The organism is Collinsella sp. BG-O-102 (assembly GCF_023656745.1).
Taxonomy (GTDB): Bacteria; Actinomycetota; Coriobacteriia; order Coriobacteriales; family Coriobacteriaceae; genus Collinsella.
In genome coordinates, this window is sequence record NZ_JAMOKO010000007.1 from 42,538 (window position 1) to 58,057 (window position 15,520).

Sequence of the window (15,520 nt, forward strand, 5' to 3'; positions counted from 1 at the left end):
GGGCCAGCCGACCATCCAAGACCGGCTGGCCCTTCGATTTAGACGATTGGATCATCATGTCCGTTAATCCTGCTAGCGTCACCAACCCGCCCGCGCAGTTTCCCGAGGACTTTGTCTTTGGCGGCGCCACCGCTGCCTACCAGGTAGAGGGCGAGACCCGCACTCACGGTAAGGGCAAGGTTGCCTGGGACGACTTTCTGGAGGCCCAGGGGCGCTTCTCCCCCGATCCCGCTTCGGACTTCTACAACCAGTACCCCGTCGACCTGGAGCTGTGCGAGGAGTTCGGCATCAACGGCATTCGTCTCTCCATCGCCTGGAGCCGCATCTTCCCCAACGGCACCGGCGAAATCAACCCCGAGGGCGTCCAGTTCTACCACGATCTCTTCGCCGAGTGCCACAAGCACCACGTTGAGCCGTTTGTCACGCTGCATCACTTCGATACGCCGCTTCCCCTCTTTGAGAAGGGCGACTTCCTCAACCGCGAGACCATCGACGCCTTTGTGGACTTTGCCACCTTCTGCTTTAAGGAGTACGCCGACCAGGTGACCTACTGGTTCACCTTTAACGAGATCTGGGCCGACGCCTCCAACACCTACATCGAGGGCACCTTCCCCGGTGGCGTCAAGGCGCATCTGGCCGAGGCCTTCCAGTGCGAGCACAACATGATGCTCGCCCACGCCAAGGCAGTACTGGCCTTCCACAACGGCGGTTTTAAGGGCAAGATCGGCGTCATTCAGTCGCTGGAGTTTAAGTATCCGCTCAACGAGAACGACCCCGCCGACATCAAAGCCGCCAACAACGAGCACGTGCTGCAAAACCAGTTTTTGCTCGACGCCACCTTCCGCGGCGACTACGCACCCGACACCCTCGAGTGCGCCAACCGCCTGGCCGCCGTCTCGGGCGGCACCATCGAAATCCTGGACGAGGACCTCAAGATTATGCGCGAAGCCGCGCTTTACAACGACTACCTGGGCGTTAACAACTACCAGTGCCGCTTCTTGAAGGCTTACGATGGCGAGAACGACCTGCACCACAACGGCACGGGCGAAAAGGGCACCGGCCGCTGGCGCGTTAAGGGCATTGGCGAGCACGTGAACAAACCCGGCATCCCTACCACCGACTGGGACTGGATCATCTATCCCGAGGGCCTGTTCGATCTGCTCGTCTACATTAAGCAGCGCTACCCCAACTACAAGCAGATCTTCATCACCGAAAACGGCATGGGCTACAAGGACCCCTACAAGGACGGTTTTGTGGACGACCAGCCGCGCATCGACTACATCGAGCAGCACCTGCGCTGGCTGCTTAAGGCCATGGAGGTGGGTGTCAACGTGGGCGGTTACTTCCTGTGGAGCCTGCAGGATCAGTTCTCCTGGACCAATGGCTACAACAAGCGTTACGGCTTCTTCTACGTTGACTTTGAAACCCAGAAGCGAACGCCCAAGGCAAGCGCATACTGGTACAAGCACGTAGCGCAGACCCGTCGTCTGGACTAATGGCTGGCGGGGTTGCCCGCTCACACAACCTGTCCCCATTTCTCAGCCGGGGGCGGCACGTCACACGGCGCGCCGCCCCCGGTCTTTTTGTTTTTGGGCTGGTCGGGAGCCGTTTGTCTCGATCTGTAACATCTAGCCGAGTTTTTTGGTCCTAGCTGTTACAGATTGAGACGAACAGGATTACTCTTTCCGAAGAATCTAAATCTGTAACACGTAGCCCGCTTTTGACCGTCTACCTGTTACAAATCGAGACAAACGGAGTAGGACCTAACCCCGTATGTCCCTAACAGTCGAGCGTTCGACCAGCGTACTCGGCACATGAATCGCCTCGATAGACGAGCTCTCTCCAATCGCCGCCTCAAACGCAAGCTTACCGACACCGCGCAAATCAAATCGCAGCGTCGTCAGCCGATTGTGAGGAACAAGTCCCTCGAGTGCGTCGTCGATACCAACCACGCTCACGTCGTCGGGCACGGACAGGCCAGCGTTCTCGAGCGCGGCGATAACGCCCAGCGCCATCTGGTCATTTGCCGCAAGCACGGCAGTCGGCGCCTGCGACCCGCCGGCAAGCACCTCGGCCGCAATCCGCTCGCCCATGGCGTACCCACTGTCCGCACTCCAATCGCCGCGCAGCATCGGAGCGGCATCGACATGAGCACGACCCAGCGTATCGCGCCAACCGGCCTCACGAAAACGCGAGGAAATCGAGTTTTCCGGACCCGCCACAAACCGCATATTCGAGTGACCATGTTCCAGCAGATAATTGGTCAACAGCTCGCACGAACCATACTGGTCGGAGTCGATCGTCGTGCAGCGCGGATGCGCATACATGGACAGGATGACCGTTCGCACTCCCGGCTGGGGAACAAACTCCTCAAAATCGGGAGCCATGCGGTTCATGTTGAGAATCATGCCGTCGACGGGTCGCTCGACCATGCGGCGCGAGGCATCGGCAAGTGCATAGGGCTTGTCGCCGCCCATCTCGATCATAGTGACGGCAAAATCGTGCTCGCGCGCCGCTTGCATGATACCCTCGAGCGTCGCCAGGTTACCGACACGTGTGATGTTGTACATGCACAGGCCAATAGAACGATACGACCCGCCGCGCAACGCCGCTCCAGCAAAATTGGGACGAAAGCCCAGCTCTTCCATGGCGGCCAGCACACGCTTGCGCGTCTTTTCCGTCACGTTGGGCATACCGTTGACCACGCGAGACACAGTCTGGCGGCTCACGCCAGCGAGCGCCGCAACCTCTGCCGCGCTCGCCGAACGACCATTCCTTGTCTGCTGATCCATGCCTTCCACGCTAACCTGCTTCCCAACTATTCCCCGCGCCCATGGCGCATCGTACATACATTGATAACGTGCTCATGATACCCGAGCCATATACCACAACATGAAAACTTCTGTCAATCAAAACCGCTTACCGAACAAATACAACCGTTCGCGGCTGTTTGAAGTTGTTTTGTTTCTATACATCCCAGCCGGATGTTAACGTGCTCATTGTCAAATGTTCACGTGCTCATTTTGGTTCTAATCATTTTAAGATAGTGTTTATCGGGCTTTTTCACCGCTGAACGCTAACCAGGGAGCCTCCTGAGCGCAAACGCACAATATCGAACAGCGAGACGAGAGGGTGTATGCATATGTCTTTGCTAAACCGCGTACAGCAGCTGCCGAAGGGCTTTGTTTGGGGCGCCGCAACCGCCGCGTACCAAACGGAAGGTTCCACGAAGGTGGCAGGCAAGGGTAAGACCATGTGGGACGATTACCTTGTCGCCCAGGGTCGCTTTTTGCCCGACCCGGCCAGTGATTTCTACAACCGCTACGAGGAGGATATCCGCCTTTCTGCCGAGCATGGACTCAACGCCATTCGTGTGTCCATCGCCTGGACCCGCATCTTCCCCAACGGCGACGATGCCGAGCCCCTCGCCGAGGGCGTTAAGCACTACCACGAGCTGTTCGCCTGCTGCAAAAAGTATGGCGTCGAGCCCTATGTGTCCCTGCATCACTTTGACTCCCCCGCCGCCCTGTTCAACCAGGGCGACTGGCTCAACCGCAAGACCGTCGACGCCTATGTGCGCTATGCCGAGTTCTGCTTCCGCGAGTTCCGCGAGGTCAAGAATTGGTTCACCATCAACGAGCTCATCAGCCTCTCGCACTCCCAATACATCCAAGGCAACTTCCCGCCCAACCATCACTTTGATGTGACGAGCGGCATCCAGAGCCAGCACAACGAGCTCGTTGCCCACGCCCGCGCCGTCAACCTGTATAAGGATCTTGACGAGACCGAGCACCTGGGCGGACGCATTGGCATGGTCAACGTCCTGACGCCGGCATATCCTGCCACCGACTCGCCCGCCGACCAGCACGCCGCCGACCTGTACAACGCCTTCTACACCGACTTCATCATGGACGGCGCCTTCCTGGGTCACTACTCCGCGCGCACCCTCTCACTCATCAACGAGATTCTGCGTGCCAACAACGCCACACTTACGGTTGAGGACAGCGACATGGAGGAGCTCGCCAAGGCGGCGCCCCGCAACGATATGTTCGGCCTCAACTACTATCAGTCGGCGTTTATCGCCGCCTACGATGGCGAGTCAACCAACAGCTTTAACGGCACCGGAGACAAGGGCACCTCGTGCTTTAAGTTTAAGGGCGTCGGGCAGCAGGTCGATATGCCGGGTATCCCCACCACCGACTGGGATTGGCTCATCTACCCGCAAGGCCTCTACGACACGCTCAAGCACATCAGCGCCACCTATCCCAACCTCCCCGTCATCTATATCACCGAAAACGGCCTGGGCCACAAGGACCCCGAGCCCGACGCAAACGGCATCGTCGCCGATCCCGAGCGCATCGACTTTGTCGACCAGCACATGGAGAAGGTGCTCCAGGCGCGCGCCGAGGGCGTCGACGTCCAGGGCTACTTTATCTGGAGCCTGCAGGACCAGTTCTCGTGGGCCAATGGCTATAACAAGCGCTACGGCCTGTTCTACATCGACTTCGACACGCAAAAACGCTACATCAAGCAGTCGGCACTCTGGTACAAGGAGCTCGCCGACACTATGGCGGACGCGCAGTAGCGCATCGCCTCGCTTTCCCCCGAGAAGGGAGCGGCCCTATGCGATACAAACCCAGCCGCCCCCCTCTCTCCCCCTGGGACCGGCCCCGCCTGCACCCGGGCTTTTAGCAAGCGGGAGACCATATAGGTTTTCAACGTCCATGCCATTAAGATTTCATGCAAAGAGGAGCGTGAACTATGGAATCGATCGTTAAGTTCTTGGAGAAAGGTCAGCCGTACTTCGACAAGGTCTCTAAGAACATCTACCTTCAGGCCATTAAAGACGGCTTTTTGGCAGCAATGCCCATCATCCTGTCTTCTTCTGTCTTCCTGCTTATTTCGACCCTGCCGGGCGTTGTCGCCACGGTCGGCGGCTTTACGCTGCCCGACTGGTGGAACGTCGACGTCGTGAACTTCTGCAACAAGGTTTACAACTTCACGATGGGCGTCGTGGGCATCATGGTCGCCGGCACCACCGCAAGCGCGCTGACCGGCTCCAAGAACCGCCGCATGCCTGCCGGCAAGGCCATCAACGCCACGAGCACCATGGTCGCCGCCATGTGCGCTATGCTCATCTTGGCCGTTACCCAGACGAGTGCCAAGATCGACGGCGCCGATGTCTCGGTGTTCTTTACCGACAACATGGGCACCAAGGGCCTGCTGAGCTCCTTTGTCGCCGCATTTGCCACGGTCAACATCTATGCCTTCTGCATTAAGCGAGACATCACCATCAAGCTGCCCAAAGAAGTCCCCGGCGCCATCGCCCAGAACTTCCGCGACATCTTCGCCTTCAGCTTCTCCATCCTGTTTGTCGCCGTCATCGACGTTATCTGCCGCACCTGCTTGGCCGTCCCGTTTGCCAACGTCATCTCCACGCTGGTGAGCCCGCTGTTCGCCGCTGCCGATTCCTACGCCGGCCTCGCCCTCATCTGGTTCATGATCCCTCTGTTCTGGTTCATGGGCATCCACGGCCCCTCGGTCGTTAAGCCTGCTCTCAACGCCGCGCTGTTTGGCAACATCACTACCAACCTCGCCACGCTGCAGGCCGGCGGTCACCCCGCCCTCGCCCTGACCGAAAACTTCGGTAACTACATCGGCGAACTCGGCGGCACCGGCGCCACGTTCATTGTCCCGATTATCTTCCTGCTCTTTATGCGCTCCAAGCAGCTCAAGGCCGTCGGCAAAGCCTCTGTCGTGCCCGTGATGTTCGCCGTCAACGAGCCGCTGCTGTTCGCCGCGCCCATCATCCTCAACCCGTACTTCCTGATCCCGTTCCTGTTTGCCCCCGTGGCCAACGTCCTCATTGGTAAGTTCTTCATCGACTTTTTGGGCATGAACGGCTTTATCTATGCCATGCCGTGGGCACTCCCCGGACCGATCGGCACCTTCATCGACACCAACTTCCAGCCGATCTCTCTGGTCCTGGTTGTCGTCCTGCTGGTCGTTGACTTCTTGATCTACTACCCGTTCTGCAAGGCCTACGACAACGTCCTGTGCAAGCAGGAGGCCGAGACCCTGGCCGAAGAAGAGGCCGAGGAGACCAAGGCCGTCAAGACCGCTGCCGCCCCCGCCGTTGAGGCTCCTGTTGTCGAGACCGCTTCTGCCACTGAGGCCTCCGCAGCTCCGTCCGCCCTTAAGGGCAAGGATCTGAGGGTTCTGGTTCTGTGCGCTGGCGCCGGCACCTCTGCACTGCTCGCCAACGCGCTTAAGGAAGGCGCCGACGAGCTGGGCATCGACATTACCGCCAACGCCGGTGCCTACGGCAGCCACTACGCCATCATGGACCAGTACAACGTCATCGTCCTGGCTCCGCAGGTTCGCACCTATTACAACGAGATGAAGGCCGACACCGACCGCCTGGGCATCACGCTGCTGTCGCCCAAGGGCAAACAGTACATCGACCTCACTAAGGATCCCAAGGGTGCCGTCGCCTGGATCGAGGAAAACCTCGAGGCATAAGACGCTGACACCACCTGCCGCTTGCAGACAATAAATGGCCCGTGCATCGATGTGTGATGCGCGGGCCATTTTGTTTAGACCGCACCCGTCCTCCTGTTCATCTCAATCTGTAACATCTAGCCGAGTTTTCGGGTCCCACCTGTTACAGACTTAGACGAGCAGGCCGAGCACGTCTACGCCCGCAAGTCCTTTACGCTGGAACGCTCGACCAGCACACCCGAGACAAGCGTACGGCTTCTGGAGCTCGGGGCTTCCAGACCTGCGACGACCTCATTAAGCGCACGGACGCCCAGCTCGCGGTGGCGGAACTTCACCGACGTCAGAATCGAGTTGGGAATCGTCTTGTAGAGCTCATCGTCGAAGCCGATCACGGACACGTCGTCGGGCACACTGAGCCCTTTGTCACGTAGAGCCATCATCACGCCGTTTGCCATGCAGTCGTTAGCAGCGAGGACCGCCGTGCAATCGGGCTTATCGGCAAGCACAAGGCCCGCGGCATAGCCACTATCCGCATTCCAATCGCCTTGCAGAGGCTCGGGCGGCTCAATGCCACGCGCCTCGAGTGCCGCACGCCAACCTTTCATACGGCACTGGCTCGACAACGACTCTTTCTTACCAGAGACGAAGTACACGTTTTTATGCCCGTGGTTCAAGAAGTACTCGCACGCCATGCGCGCGCCGCCCTCTTGGTCGTCACTGACGGTGGAGCAGGTAGGATGTTCCATCGGTGTGATAATCACCGTCTTGAGGTCTTTCGGTGCCTCAAAAGTATCAAAGTCATCGACCATCTGACGCAGGTTGAAGATCATGCCATCAACAGGCAGCTGCGACATCCTACGCGCCGCTTCGGCAAGGGTCATCTTCTCCCCCGCCCGCTTTTTGATCATCGTGAGCGCAAAGCCGCGTTCTTCGGCGGCATCTGCGATACCGTCAATCATGTCCACGGCACCGCCCGACAAGTGGAACAGCACCACGCCAATGCACCCGTAACGGCCCAACTTGAGCGAACGCGCGGCAAAGTTGGTTCGAAACCCGAGCGCCTCCATTGCGGAATGAACCTTATCGCGTGTCGACTCTCGCACGCTATCGGGCTCGTTGATCACACGCGAAACCGTCTTGAGAGAAACACCCGCAGCAATCGCCACATCGTTCATTGAGACATTTTTCTTGTCCATCGTTGCCACTACTTCTCCAGTCGGTTTTGCATCGCTTGCTTTTTGCGTTCTAGCATACACTACCTGCCCGACTGACAAATCAACCGTTTACCGGACAATATCGACCGCTCACCCGTATATCCTTGTTGCTCTTCCAAAAATGTCTTACGTTGTCATTAACAAAATGACAACGTTGTCATTTCGCAATGCCTTCCTTAAGCAGGAAGGTTTCCGGGCAGTCCTGACCATCCATCGACGACCAGTTCCATCCACATGCATCGCGCATCAAGTAGCAAAGGAGCTCTATGGACGCCATCGTAAAGATGCTCGAAAAGCATCAACCGTTCTTCGAGAAGATCTCGAGAAACATCTACCTCCAGGCCATCAAAGACGGATTCCTTGGGTGCATGCCCATCGTCCTTACCTCTTCGATCTTTCTGCTGATCGCCACCCTTCCCGGCGTAGTTGGAATCACGTTGCCCCAGCCGCTCATCGACTGGTGCAACAAGCTGTACAACTTCACCATGGGCGTCATGGGCATCATGGTTGCCGGCACCACCGCCAAGAACTTTACGGCTTCCATGAACCGTCGCATGCCCGCCGGCAAGGTGCTCAACGACGGCTCCACCATGGTTGCCGCCCAGTGCAGCATGCTGCTGCTCGCAGTCACGCAGTTCACCACCAAGTTCAACGGCTCCGAGCTTTCTGTCTTCGATTGCACCAGCATGGGTACGCGCGGTCTGTTCTCGGCCTATATCGCCGCGTTCATTACCGTGTGGGTCTATAAGTTCTGCGTCTCGCGCGATCTGACCATTAAGCTGCCCAAGGAGGTTCCGGGCGCCATCGCACAGAACTTCCGCGACATCATCCCCTTCGGTGGCGCTGTCATCATCTGCGGCATCATCGATGTCATCGTGCGCAACCTCATGGGCGTTCCGTTCTCCGAGCTGCTCATCAAGCTGCTCTCCCCGCTCTTTACCGCTGCAGAAACCTATCCTGGCCTTATCCTTATCCAGGCAGCCACCGCGTTCTTCTGGTTCATCGGTGTCCACGGCCCTTCGATTGTCCAGCCGGGCATCGACCCCATCCGTCTTGCCAACCAGGCCGAGAACCTGCAGGTTCTGCTGGCCGGTGGCCACCCCGCCCACTCCCTCACCTTTAACATGTCGCTCGTGGGTGAGTTCGGCGGCACCGGCGCCACGTTCATCGTTCCGCTTCTGCTGATTCTCTTTATGAAGTCCAAGCAGCTCAAAGCCGTCGGTAAGGCCTCGATTGTTCCTGTTGCCTTCGCCGTCAACGAACCGCTGCTCTTTGGCGCGCCCATGATCCTCAACCCCTACATGCTCATCCCCTTTGTTGCCGCCGGCTGCGTCAACGTAAGTGTTGCCAAGTTCTTTATCGACAACGTGGGCATGAACGGCTTCTCCTTCGTGGTGCCTTGGGCTACCCCTGCCCCCATCGGCATCTTCATCACCACGAACTTCCAGCTTATCGCCCTGGTATTTGTCGCGATCATCATCTTGCTGGACGCCATCATCTACCTGCCGTTCTTGAAGGCATACGATAAGCTGCTCTGCGACCAGGAGGCCGAGCGCGCCGCCGAGCTGGGTCTCGAGTCCGATGGTGCTGCCACCATCACCGCCAGCACCTCTGCGCCCGCTGTCGAGCAGACCGCCGCTTCCGTCGAGCCGACCGCCGCTGCCGCCGACAGCAAGCCTGTCGCCGATCAGCCCGAGCCCGCCTCCGACGCATCCGCTAAGAAGGATGTCGATGGCCTGAAGGTCCTCGTCCTGTGCGCCGGCGCCGGCACCTCTGCCATGCTCGCCAACGCCATCAAGGAAGGTGCTGCGCAGACCGGAGAGAACATCGCTTCCTCCGCAGGCGCCTATGGCCAGCACACTGCCATCATGGATCAGTACGACGTTATCGTGCTCGCCCCGCAGGTTCGTAGCTACTACAACGACATGAAGGCCGACACCGATCGCCTGGGCATTAAGCTGCTCGCTCCCCGCGGTAAGGAATATATCGACCTTACTCGCGACCCCGCTGGCGCCATCAAGTGGCTCCGCGAGAACCTCGACTAGTTCCTCCCTCTGTTGGTGCCCGGATTCCCGGTTCGGGCACCTCTCCCTATTCGTATCCCACAGAAAGGATGACTCATGACCAACCCCATGCAGTTCCCCGACGGCTTTGTGTTTGGCGGCGCCACCGCTGCTTACCAGGTTGAGGGCGAGACCCGTACGCACGGCAAGGGCAAAGTGCCCTGGGACGATTTCCTGGCTGCTCAGGGTCGCTTCTCCCCCGATCCCGCAAGCGATTTCTACAACAAGTACCCGGTCGATATCGACCTGTGCCAGCGCTTCGGCATCAACGGTATCCGCGTCTCCATCGCTTGGAGCCGCATCTTCCCCAGCGGCACTGGTGAGATTAACCCCGAGGGTGTTGCCTTCTATCACGAGCTCTTTGCCACCTGCAATAAAGCCGGCGTTATCCCCTATGTCACGCTCGATCACTTCGATACGCCCGAGGCCTTTTACCAGAACGGCGGCGAGGGCTTCCTGACGCGCACGACGATCGACGCCTTTGTCGAGTACGCCAAGTTCTGCTTTGCCGAGTTCACCGAGGTCAAGCACTGGTTTACCTTTAACGAGATTCCCGCGACCGCCGAGGGCAGCTTTATCGTCGGCAACTGGCCGCACGGCGAGAAGTATCGCCTGGACAAGGCCTTCCAGCTCATGCACAACATGATGGTGGCCCACGCCAAGGCTGTCGTCGCCTTCCATGAGGGCGGCTTTGAGGGCGAGATCGGCATTGTCCAGAACCTGGAGCCCAAGTATCCCCTCGATCCCAACAGTGCTGCCGACTGCGAGGCAGCTCGCATGGCCGATGTCATCAACAACCGCTGGGTGCTCGACGCCACTTTCCGCGGCCACTATGCAGCCGACACCATGGAAGCCGCAACCAAGCTGGCCCATATCGCCGGCGGCGAGCTCGACGTCCGCGACGAGGACATCGCCGCGCTGACCGCCGCGCTCCCCTACAACGATTGTCTGGGCGTCAATACCTACAAGTGCCAGTTCCTGCGTGCCGCCGAGGGCGAAAACGACATCAACCACAATGGCACCGGCGACAAGGGCTCCTCGCGCTGGTTCCTCAAGGGCGTGGGCGAGTCATGCGTGCGCGAAGGCGTACCCACCACCGATTGGGACTGGATCATCTATCCCGAGGGTCTCTACGACCTACTGCTCCGCATTAAAAACGATTACCCCAACTACAAGAAGATCTACATCACCGAGAACGGCATGGGCTATAAGGACGACTTCGAGGATGGCTTTATCGACGACGCCCCTCGTATCGACTACATGCGTCAGCATCTCGCGTGGATCCTCAAGGCAATCGACGGCGGCGTGAACGTCGACGGTTACTTTGTGTGGTCGCTGCAGGACCAGTTCTCCTGGACCAACGGCTACAACAAGCGCTACGGCCTGTTCTACATCGACTTTGAGACCCAGAAGCGCTATCCCAAGGCGAGCGCGTACTGGTACAAGAACGTCGCGGAGACCGGCCTGCTCATGGCCTAACTTTTGCCGCATACTCCCTGTCGGCCGCATGCGAATCCCTCCACGGGTTCGCATGCGGCCTTTTTTGTTTTGGCTCGACCCGAGCAGGCCGTTTGTCTCGATCTGTAACATCTAGTCGAGTATTTCGGCCCTACCTGTTACAGATCAAGACAAACGAGCGGCCCGAACTTGAAGATCTCGATCTGTAACACGTAACCGAGTATTCCGGCCCTAGCTGTTACAGATCAAGACAAACAGAACGCCCGAGCAGAAATATCTCAATCTGTAACACGTAGCCCACTTTCGACCGTCTACCTGTTACAGATCAAGACAATAAGATAGTCAAATCCAAACTTTCCAAGCAGTTATGAAGCATGGTTTCTAGTTTTCGGTATCACGAACATACTTTCGGTATCATTTAATGGTATTATGATATCGAAAGTATGTTCGTGATACCGAAAGGAGCCGCATGCGCCAGTTCGATTACACCACAGTCCCAGCGGAACTCGAAGCAACTCCAATCACCAACCTCCTCCTCTCGATACGCGAGCATAAAGGCCGACAGCTTGCTCTGAGTCAAGTCAAACCCGAGCTTCTATCGTCCCTAATGGAGGAGGCTAAGATCCAAAGCACCCGATCCTCCAACGGACTTGAAGGAATTGTTACCACCCAAAAAAGACTCAAAGCGATCATGGCGTATTCCGCCAAGCCAAGCTCCCGCGCAGAGGAAGAAATCGCTGGATACCGAGATGTGCTGTCGCTTATTCACGAGCAACACGATTCCATTCCCGTAACGCCATCGGTCATTCTGCAGTTGCATCGTGACCTCATGGCGCACACGGCAATCTCGTATGGAGGCCATTGGAAGGATAGCGATAACGAAATCGTCTCCATTGACGATCAAGGTAATCGATTTGTGCGCTTTAGGCCCCCTTCGGCTCTAGCAACCCCGGGACTTATTAAAGAAGCCTGCCAGTCCCTCAACGATGCTTTATCTCGCCAAGTTTGCGATCCCCTCCTTATATCGCTCCGCTTTATCTTCGATTTTGTCAGTATTCATCCCTTCAACGATGGCAATGGCAGGATGAGCCGGCTCCTTACAACGCTGCTGCTCGAAAAGACTGGATACGACGTTGCGCGTTACATCAGCATCGAACGACTTATTGAAGACAACAAAGCGCTTTACTACAACGCCCTCGCTGCAAGCTCCACTGGATGGAATGAAAATCAAAACACCGAAGCACCCTTTATCCGTTTCATGCTCGGAACAACCCTGGCCGCCTACCGACAGCTCGAACAGCGTACCTTAATTGAATCAAGCACTCGTCCCATGTCGAAGCAAGCGCGCATCGCCGTTCTATTTCAACAGAGACCCGGCGTCATTAAGAAATCAGACATCCGATCCAACTGCCCCGATATCAGCGAGGTTACCGTTAAACGAACCCTCAGTCAGCTTGTTAGTTGCAGCGCAATCGAAAAAACAGGGGCGGGTCGTTCGACGGGCTACATACTCAAAGACGTCCATGCTCTAGAACTATTCTTGCAATCCACAATACCCGATAGCGAGGCCGCAATAACAAAAGAGGCCCCAAAGGATAAGCTCCTTGAACGTGTAAGCCACGCCGAGGATGAAAGCAGAGAGGGGCTCTATGAAGACTACGATTCATTCTCAAGGGACATAAAGACGAAATACGGAGTCTAGTCATATCCCAGAATAGCCTCATCCTTGTTGCCCAAAATTATTTGCGCGTCATTTTAAAGCGGTACCCCTGCGCCGGCTGGGGGGGGCAGAAGTATCGTCTGCCGATCCTGCTGGAGTCGGCAATCAGATAGCGCGCATCGGCCTTGCTAAAGGCGAGCTGCTGGATGCGGCCCTCGTCCATGTTGGACGTGGACACGTCGCCATCCAGAATGCCGTTGGCACCGATAAACGCCGTGTCAATCCCTAGTGCGCGCAGGGTATCCTCGGCCATGGGGCCCATAAAGGCGGCGGTGCGGCGACGGTACATGCCGCCCACCAGGCACAGCTCGCAATCCTCGCGCGCCTCGAGCAGGCTAAAGGCCGAAAGCGAATTGGTCACATAGATGGAAGGCAGTTTGTCGGTGACTCGGAGAGCGCCAATGCGATCTCACGACGGTTGCGCTCATTGTCTCAATTAGATACTCAACGAAATACGGCCCCGCAGCTCAATAAGCTGCGGGGCCGTACCATACACCGACGAATCAACGACGAAGTGCATCCACTATTTGGCCAGCTCCTGAACGATCCAGTCAATTGCACCTTCGGGATCGTTGGTAAGGTCGATATACTCCTTGCCCCTTGTGGTGAGCAGTTTAATTCCAAGGCGATCGGTATCGGCCTTCATAGCGTCATAGTACATGCGTGCCTGGGGTGCCAGAACAATCACGTTGTACTGACCCATCGTCTCATAGTGGCTTCCGTACGCACCGGACTGAGAAACCAGATCGATACCCTTAGCAGCGGCACCTTCGCGAAGAGCATTTGCCAAGAGAGTCGAAGTGCCGGCACCCTGGCAAAGCACAAGCACGCGGATCTGCTCCGCCTTGTCCTTTACCGCCTCGAGAGCTTTTGCGACATTTTCCTGTGCGGCACTAGCATCTGCATCCGAGTTTCCTGCAGTCTCCTTTGCAGACTCTTCCAAACAAAGCTGATGGTCATACGCCTTGCAGAACGGATAGTAAATCACAAAGTCAACGACCAACAGCACTGCCATCAATACAAGAGAACGCAGATCGAGACCCGTGGTGAGGAATGCACCGATTGGGCCGGGAAGCGCCCACGGCATGGTATACATGGGGGCGTTCATTCCAATGACGTCAATGAAAAATTTACCGATAGTGGCGTTGACCATAGGAGCCACTAGGAAGGGCACGAACATATAGGGATTGAGAACAATCGGCATACCGAAGATAACGGGCTCGTTAACTCCAAAAATCACCGGGATAATCGATGCCTTGCCCATGGCTTTTAGCTGCTTGGAGTGCATAAACATGATCAGGATAATAGGAACGATGAACGTGCAGCCAGAACCGCCCAGACCGCCGATGAAGCTTGTAAAGTCCTGCGTGAGAGCAATTGACGGGTGTCCACCTGCTTGGAAAACCTCAAGATTGGTAACGGTATTGCCATAGAGCGCAGCATTGATCGGACTCATGACAACCGAAGCACCGTGGATACCCATAAATTGGAAAAGTGCGACGGCGCCTTCGATAAGCGCCATGCCAGGATAGGTGTCGACCGCGGAGAACAGCGGCGAGATGAGAGCGGATACCAAATTGGCGAACGGCACAGCAAGCAGCTTGCGGCTCGCAAGATCGATAAAAGCGCACGCAAGGATCGAAAACCCAAATGCAAAGATATCGCGAAAACTCTGCGCAATAGAGCCAGGGACCTCTTTGGGGAGCTTGATCGTCACATTATGGCTAATGCACACCTTATAGATATTAACGGTCAAGAATGCGGCTACGAACGCAGCGAGAAAACCCTTGGTTCCCATATAGCCGGTTTCAAAAACAGATGTATCTGCTCCGCCAATCGAGACAACATCGTTCGTCACCGATAGTAAGAGCATGCCGCACATGGCACAAACCATGCACGAGGTGGGGTTGAGAGATTTACCCGAAGGCATGCGACGGTTCATCGACATGGCAAGTGAGCTCGCCGTGGTGCCGGCCACCATAATGCCAAGAAGTCCCATGGTATATGCATAGATTTTATTGAAGAAATCCAGCACCTCAGGCGGAAGCGTGATGCCTACATAGGCAGGGAGCGTCGAAAGAAGAAGGAACAGGCTCGAGAACAGCACAATTGGCATATTCGAGAGAAAGCCATCCTTGATCGCCACCAGATAAATGTTCCTCGAGATTTTGTCGAAGAGGGGCTGGTGTTTTTCAAGGAATTTGACGATAGCGTCCATAACACATCCTTTCATGATTCCCGGGCACGTAACGATTTATCCGGACTCAACCGTCGTCGTCCCCGTTTGTATCCACTTATGTAAGTGAATACGTTCTTGTGCGAAATGTAATATCATTTGCGCGATTTGTCATAACCAATTCTTTTTCCGCTTTGTCGATATGTCAAGAATTCAAATACTTATTCGGTGAACGGTAGCTGATTACTATAAGGTTTTCCCAGCTAAAGAGTATTTTCCCTGAGCAGTACTATAAGTTTGCAACCGTTCACCGATTGGATATAACATATTGAATATATTGTTGTAACAATATTAGAGACAATGTCACAAGTCTGTCGTTCTAGTCAAA

10 protein-coding genes are annotated in these 15,520 nt (G+C 56.5%); 6 read left to right on the top strand and 4 right to left on the bottom strand.

Annotated elements, in window-relative coordinates; translation table 11 throughout:
- Positions 1 to 56: 56 nt before the first annotated feature.
- Complete coding sequence (lacG, locus tag NBH09_RS04905) at positions 57 to 1,496, top strand: 6-phospho-beta-galactosidase (RefSeq protein ID WP_195919828.1); 1,440 nt, start codon at positions 57 to 59, stop codon at positions 1,494 to 1,496.
- A gap of 267 nt (positions 1,497 to 1,763) precedes the next feature.
- Here the strand turns inward: lacG (NBH09_RS04905) and NBH09_RS04910 are convergent, their stop codons facing one another.
- A complete protein-coding gene (locus tag NBH09_RS04910; RefSeq protein ID WP_040358938.1) occupies positions 1,764 to 2,792 on the bottom strand; it encodes a LacI family DNA-binding transcriptional regulator in 1,029 nt (342 codons plus the stop codon).
- 350 nt (positions 2,793 to 3,142) lie between these two features.
- Between NBH09_RS04910 and lacG (NBH09_RS04915) the strand changes: the two genes are divergently transcribed.
- Positions 3,143 to 4,585, top strand: a complete 1,443-nt coding sequence (gene lacG, locus NBH09_RS04915; RefSeq protein ID WP_022094683.1) for a 6-phospho-beta-galactosidase — start codon at positions 3,143 to 3,145, stop codon at positions 4,583 to 4,585.
- A gap of 176 nt (positions 4,586 to 4,761) precedes the next feature.
- On the top strand, positions 4,762 to 6,522 hold the full coding sequence (locus NBH09_RS04920; RefSeq protein WP_022094682.1) for a PTS lactose transporter subunit IIBC: 1,761 nt from the start codon (positions 4,762 to 4,764) through the stop codon (positions 6,520 to 6,522).
- 173 nt (positions 6,523 to 6,695) lie between these two features.
- Here NBH09_RS04920 and NBH09_RS04925 read toward each other — a convergent pair whose 3' ends face one another.
- The gene (locus NBH09_RS04925) at positions 6,696 to 7,697 is read right to left on the bottom strand and encodes a LacI family DNA-binding transcriptional regulator (RefSeq protein WP_250787276.1); all 1,002 of its coding nucleotides are present in this window, start codon (positions 7,695 to 7,697) and stop codon (positions 6,696 to 6,698) included.
- Positions 7,698 to 7,981: 284 nt separating this feature from the next.
- On the opposite strand from NBH09_RS04925, the gene NBH09_RS04930 reads away from it, so the two are divergent.
- The 3 genes from NBH09_RS04930 (at position 7,982) to NBH09_RS04940 (ending at position 12,938) form a co-directional block, all read left to right on the top strand.
- Positions 7,982 to 9,760 (top strand): PTS lactose transporter subunit IIBC, encoded by a 1,779-nt coding sequence (locus NBH09_RS04930; RefSeq protein ID WP_250787237.1) that lies wholly within the window; start codon positions 7,982 to 7,984, stop codon positions 9,758 to 9,760.
- Positions 9,761 to 9,835: 75 nt separating this feature from the next.
- Positions 9,836 to 11,257 (top strand): 6-phospho-beta-galactosidase, encoded by a 1,422-nt coding sequence (gene lacG, locus NBH09_RS04935; RefSeq protein ID WP_197032106.1) that lies wholly within the window; start codon positions 9,836 to 9,838, stop codon positions 11,255 to 11,257.
- Positions 11,258 to 11,705: 448 nt separating this feature from the next.
- A complete protein-coding gene (locus tag NBH09_RS04940) occupies positions 11,706 to 12,938 on the top strand; it encodes a Fic family protein (RefSeq protein WP_250787238.1) in 1,233 nt (410 codons plus the stop codon).
- A 37-nt stretch (positions 12,939 to 12,975) separates the two neighbouring features.
- Here NBH09_RS04940 and NBH09_RS04945 read toward each other — a convergent pair whose 3' ends face one another.
- Positions 12,976 to 13,317, bottom strand: a complete 342-nt coding sequence (locus NBH09_RS04945; protein WP_250787239.1) for a sugar phosphate isomerase family — start codon at positions 13,315 to 13,317, stop codon at positions 12,976 to 12,978.
- A 162-nt stretch (positions 13,318 to 13,479) separates the two neighbouring features.
- Positions 13,480 to 15,174, bottom strand: a complete 1,695-nt coding sequence (locus tag NBH09_RS04950) for a PTS lactose transporter subunit IIBC (RefSeq protein WP_250787240.1) — start codon at positions 15,172 to 15,174, stop codon at positions 13,480 to 13,482.
- Between the last annotated feature and the right edge of the window lie 346 nt (positions 15,175 to 15,520).

Excerpts from the sequence above, each read along its gene's own strand:
- lacG (WP_195919828.1), top strand. The coding sequence starts at position 57 with ATGTCCGTTAATCCTGCTAGCGTCACCAACCCGCCCGCGCAGTTTCCC.
- NBH09_RS04910 (WP_040358938.1), bottom strand. The coding sequence starts at position 2,792 with ATGGATCAGCAGACAAGGAATGGTCGTTCGGCGAGCGCGGCAGAGGTT.
- lacG (WP_022094683.1), top strand. The coding sequence starts at position 3,143 with ATGTCTTTGCTAAACCGCGTACAGCAGCTGCCGAAGGGCTTTGTTTGG.
- NBH09_RS04920 (WP_022094682.1), top strand. The coding sequence starts at position 4,762 with ATGGAATCGATCGTTAAGTTCTTGGAGAAAGGTCAGCCGTACTTCGAC.
- NBH09_RS04925 (WP_250787276.1), bottom strand. The coding sequence starts at position 7,697 with ATGGACAAGAAAAATGTCTCAATGAACGATGTGGCGATTGCTGCGGGT.
- NBH09_RS04930 (WP_250787237.1), top strand. The coding sequence starts at position 7,982 with ATGGACGCCATCGTAAAGATGCTCGAAAAGCATCAACCGTTCTTCGAG.
- lacG (WP_197032106.1), top strand. The coding sequence starts at position 9,836 with ATGACCAACCCCATGCAGTTCCCCGACGGCTTTGTGTTTGGCGGCGCC.
- NBH09_RS04940 (WP_250787238.1), top strand. The coding sequence starts at position 11,706 with ATGCGCCAGTTCGATTACACCACAGTCCCAGCGGAACTCGAAGCAACT.
- NBH09_RS04950 (WP_250787240.1), bottom strand. The coding sequence starts at position 15,174 with ATGGACGCTATCGTCAAATTCCTTGAAAAACACCAGCCCCTCTTCGAC.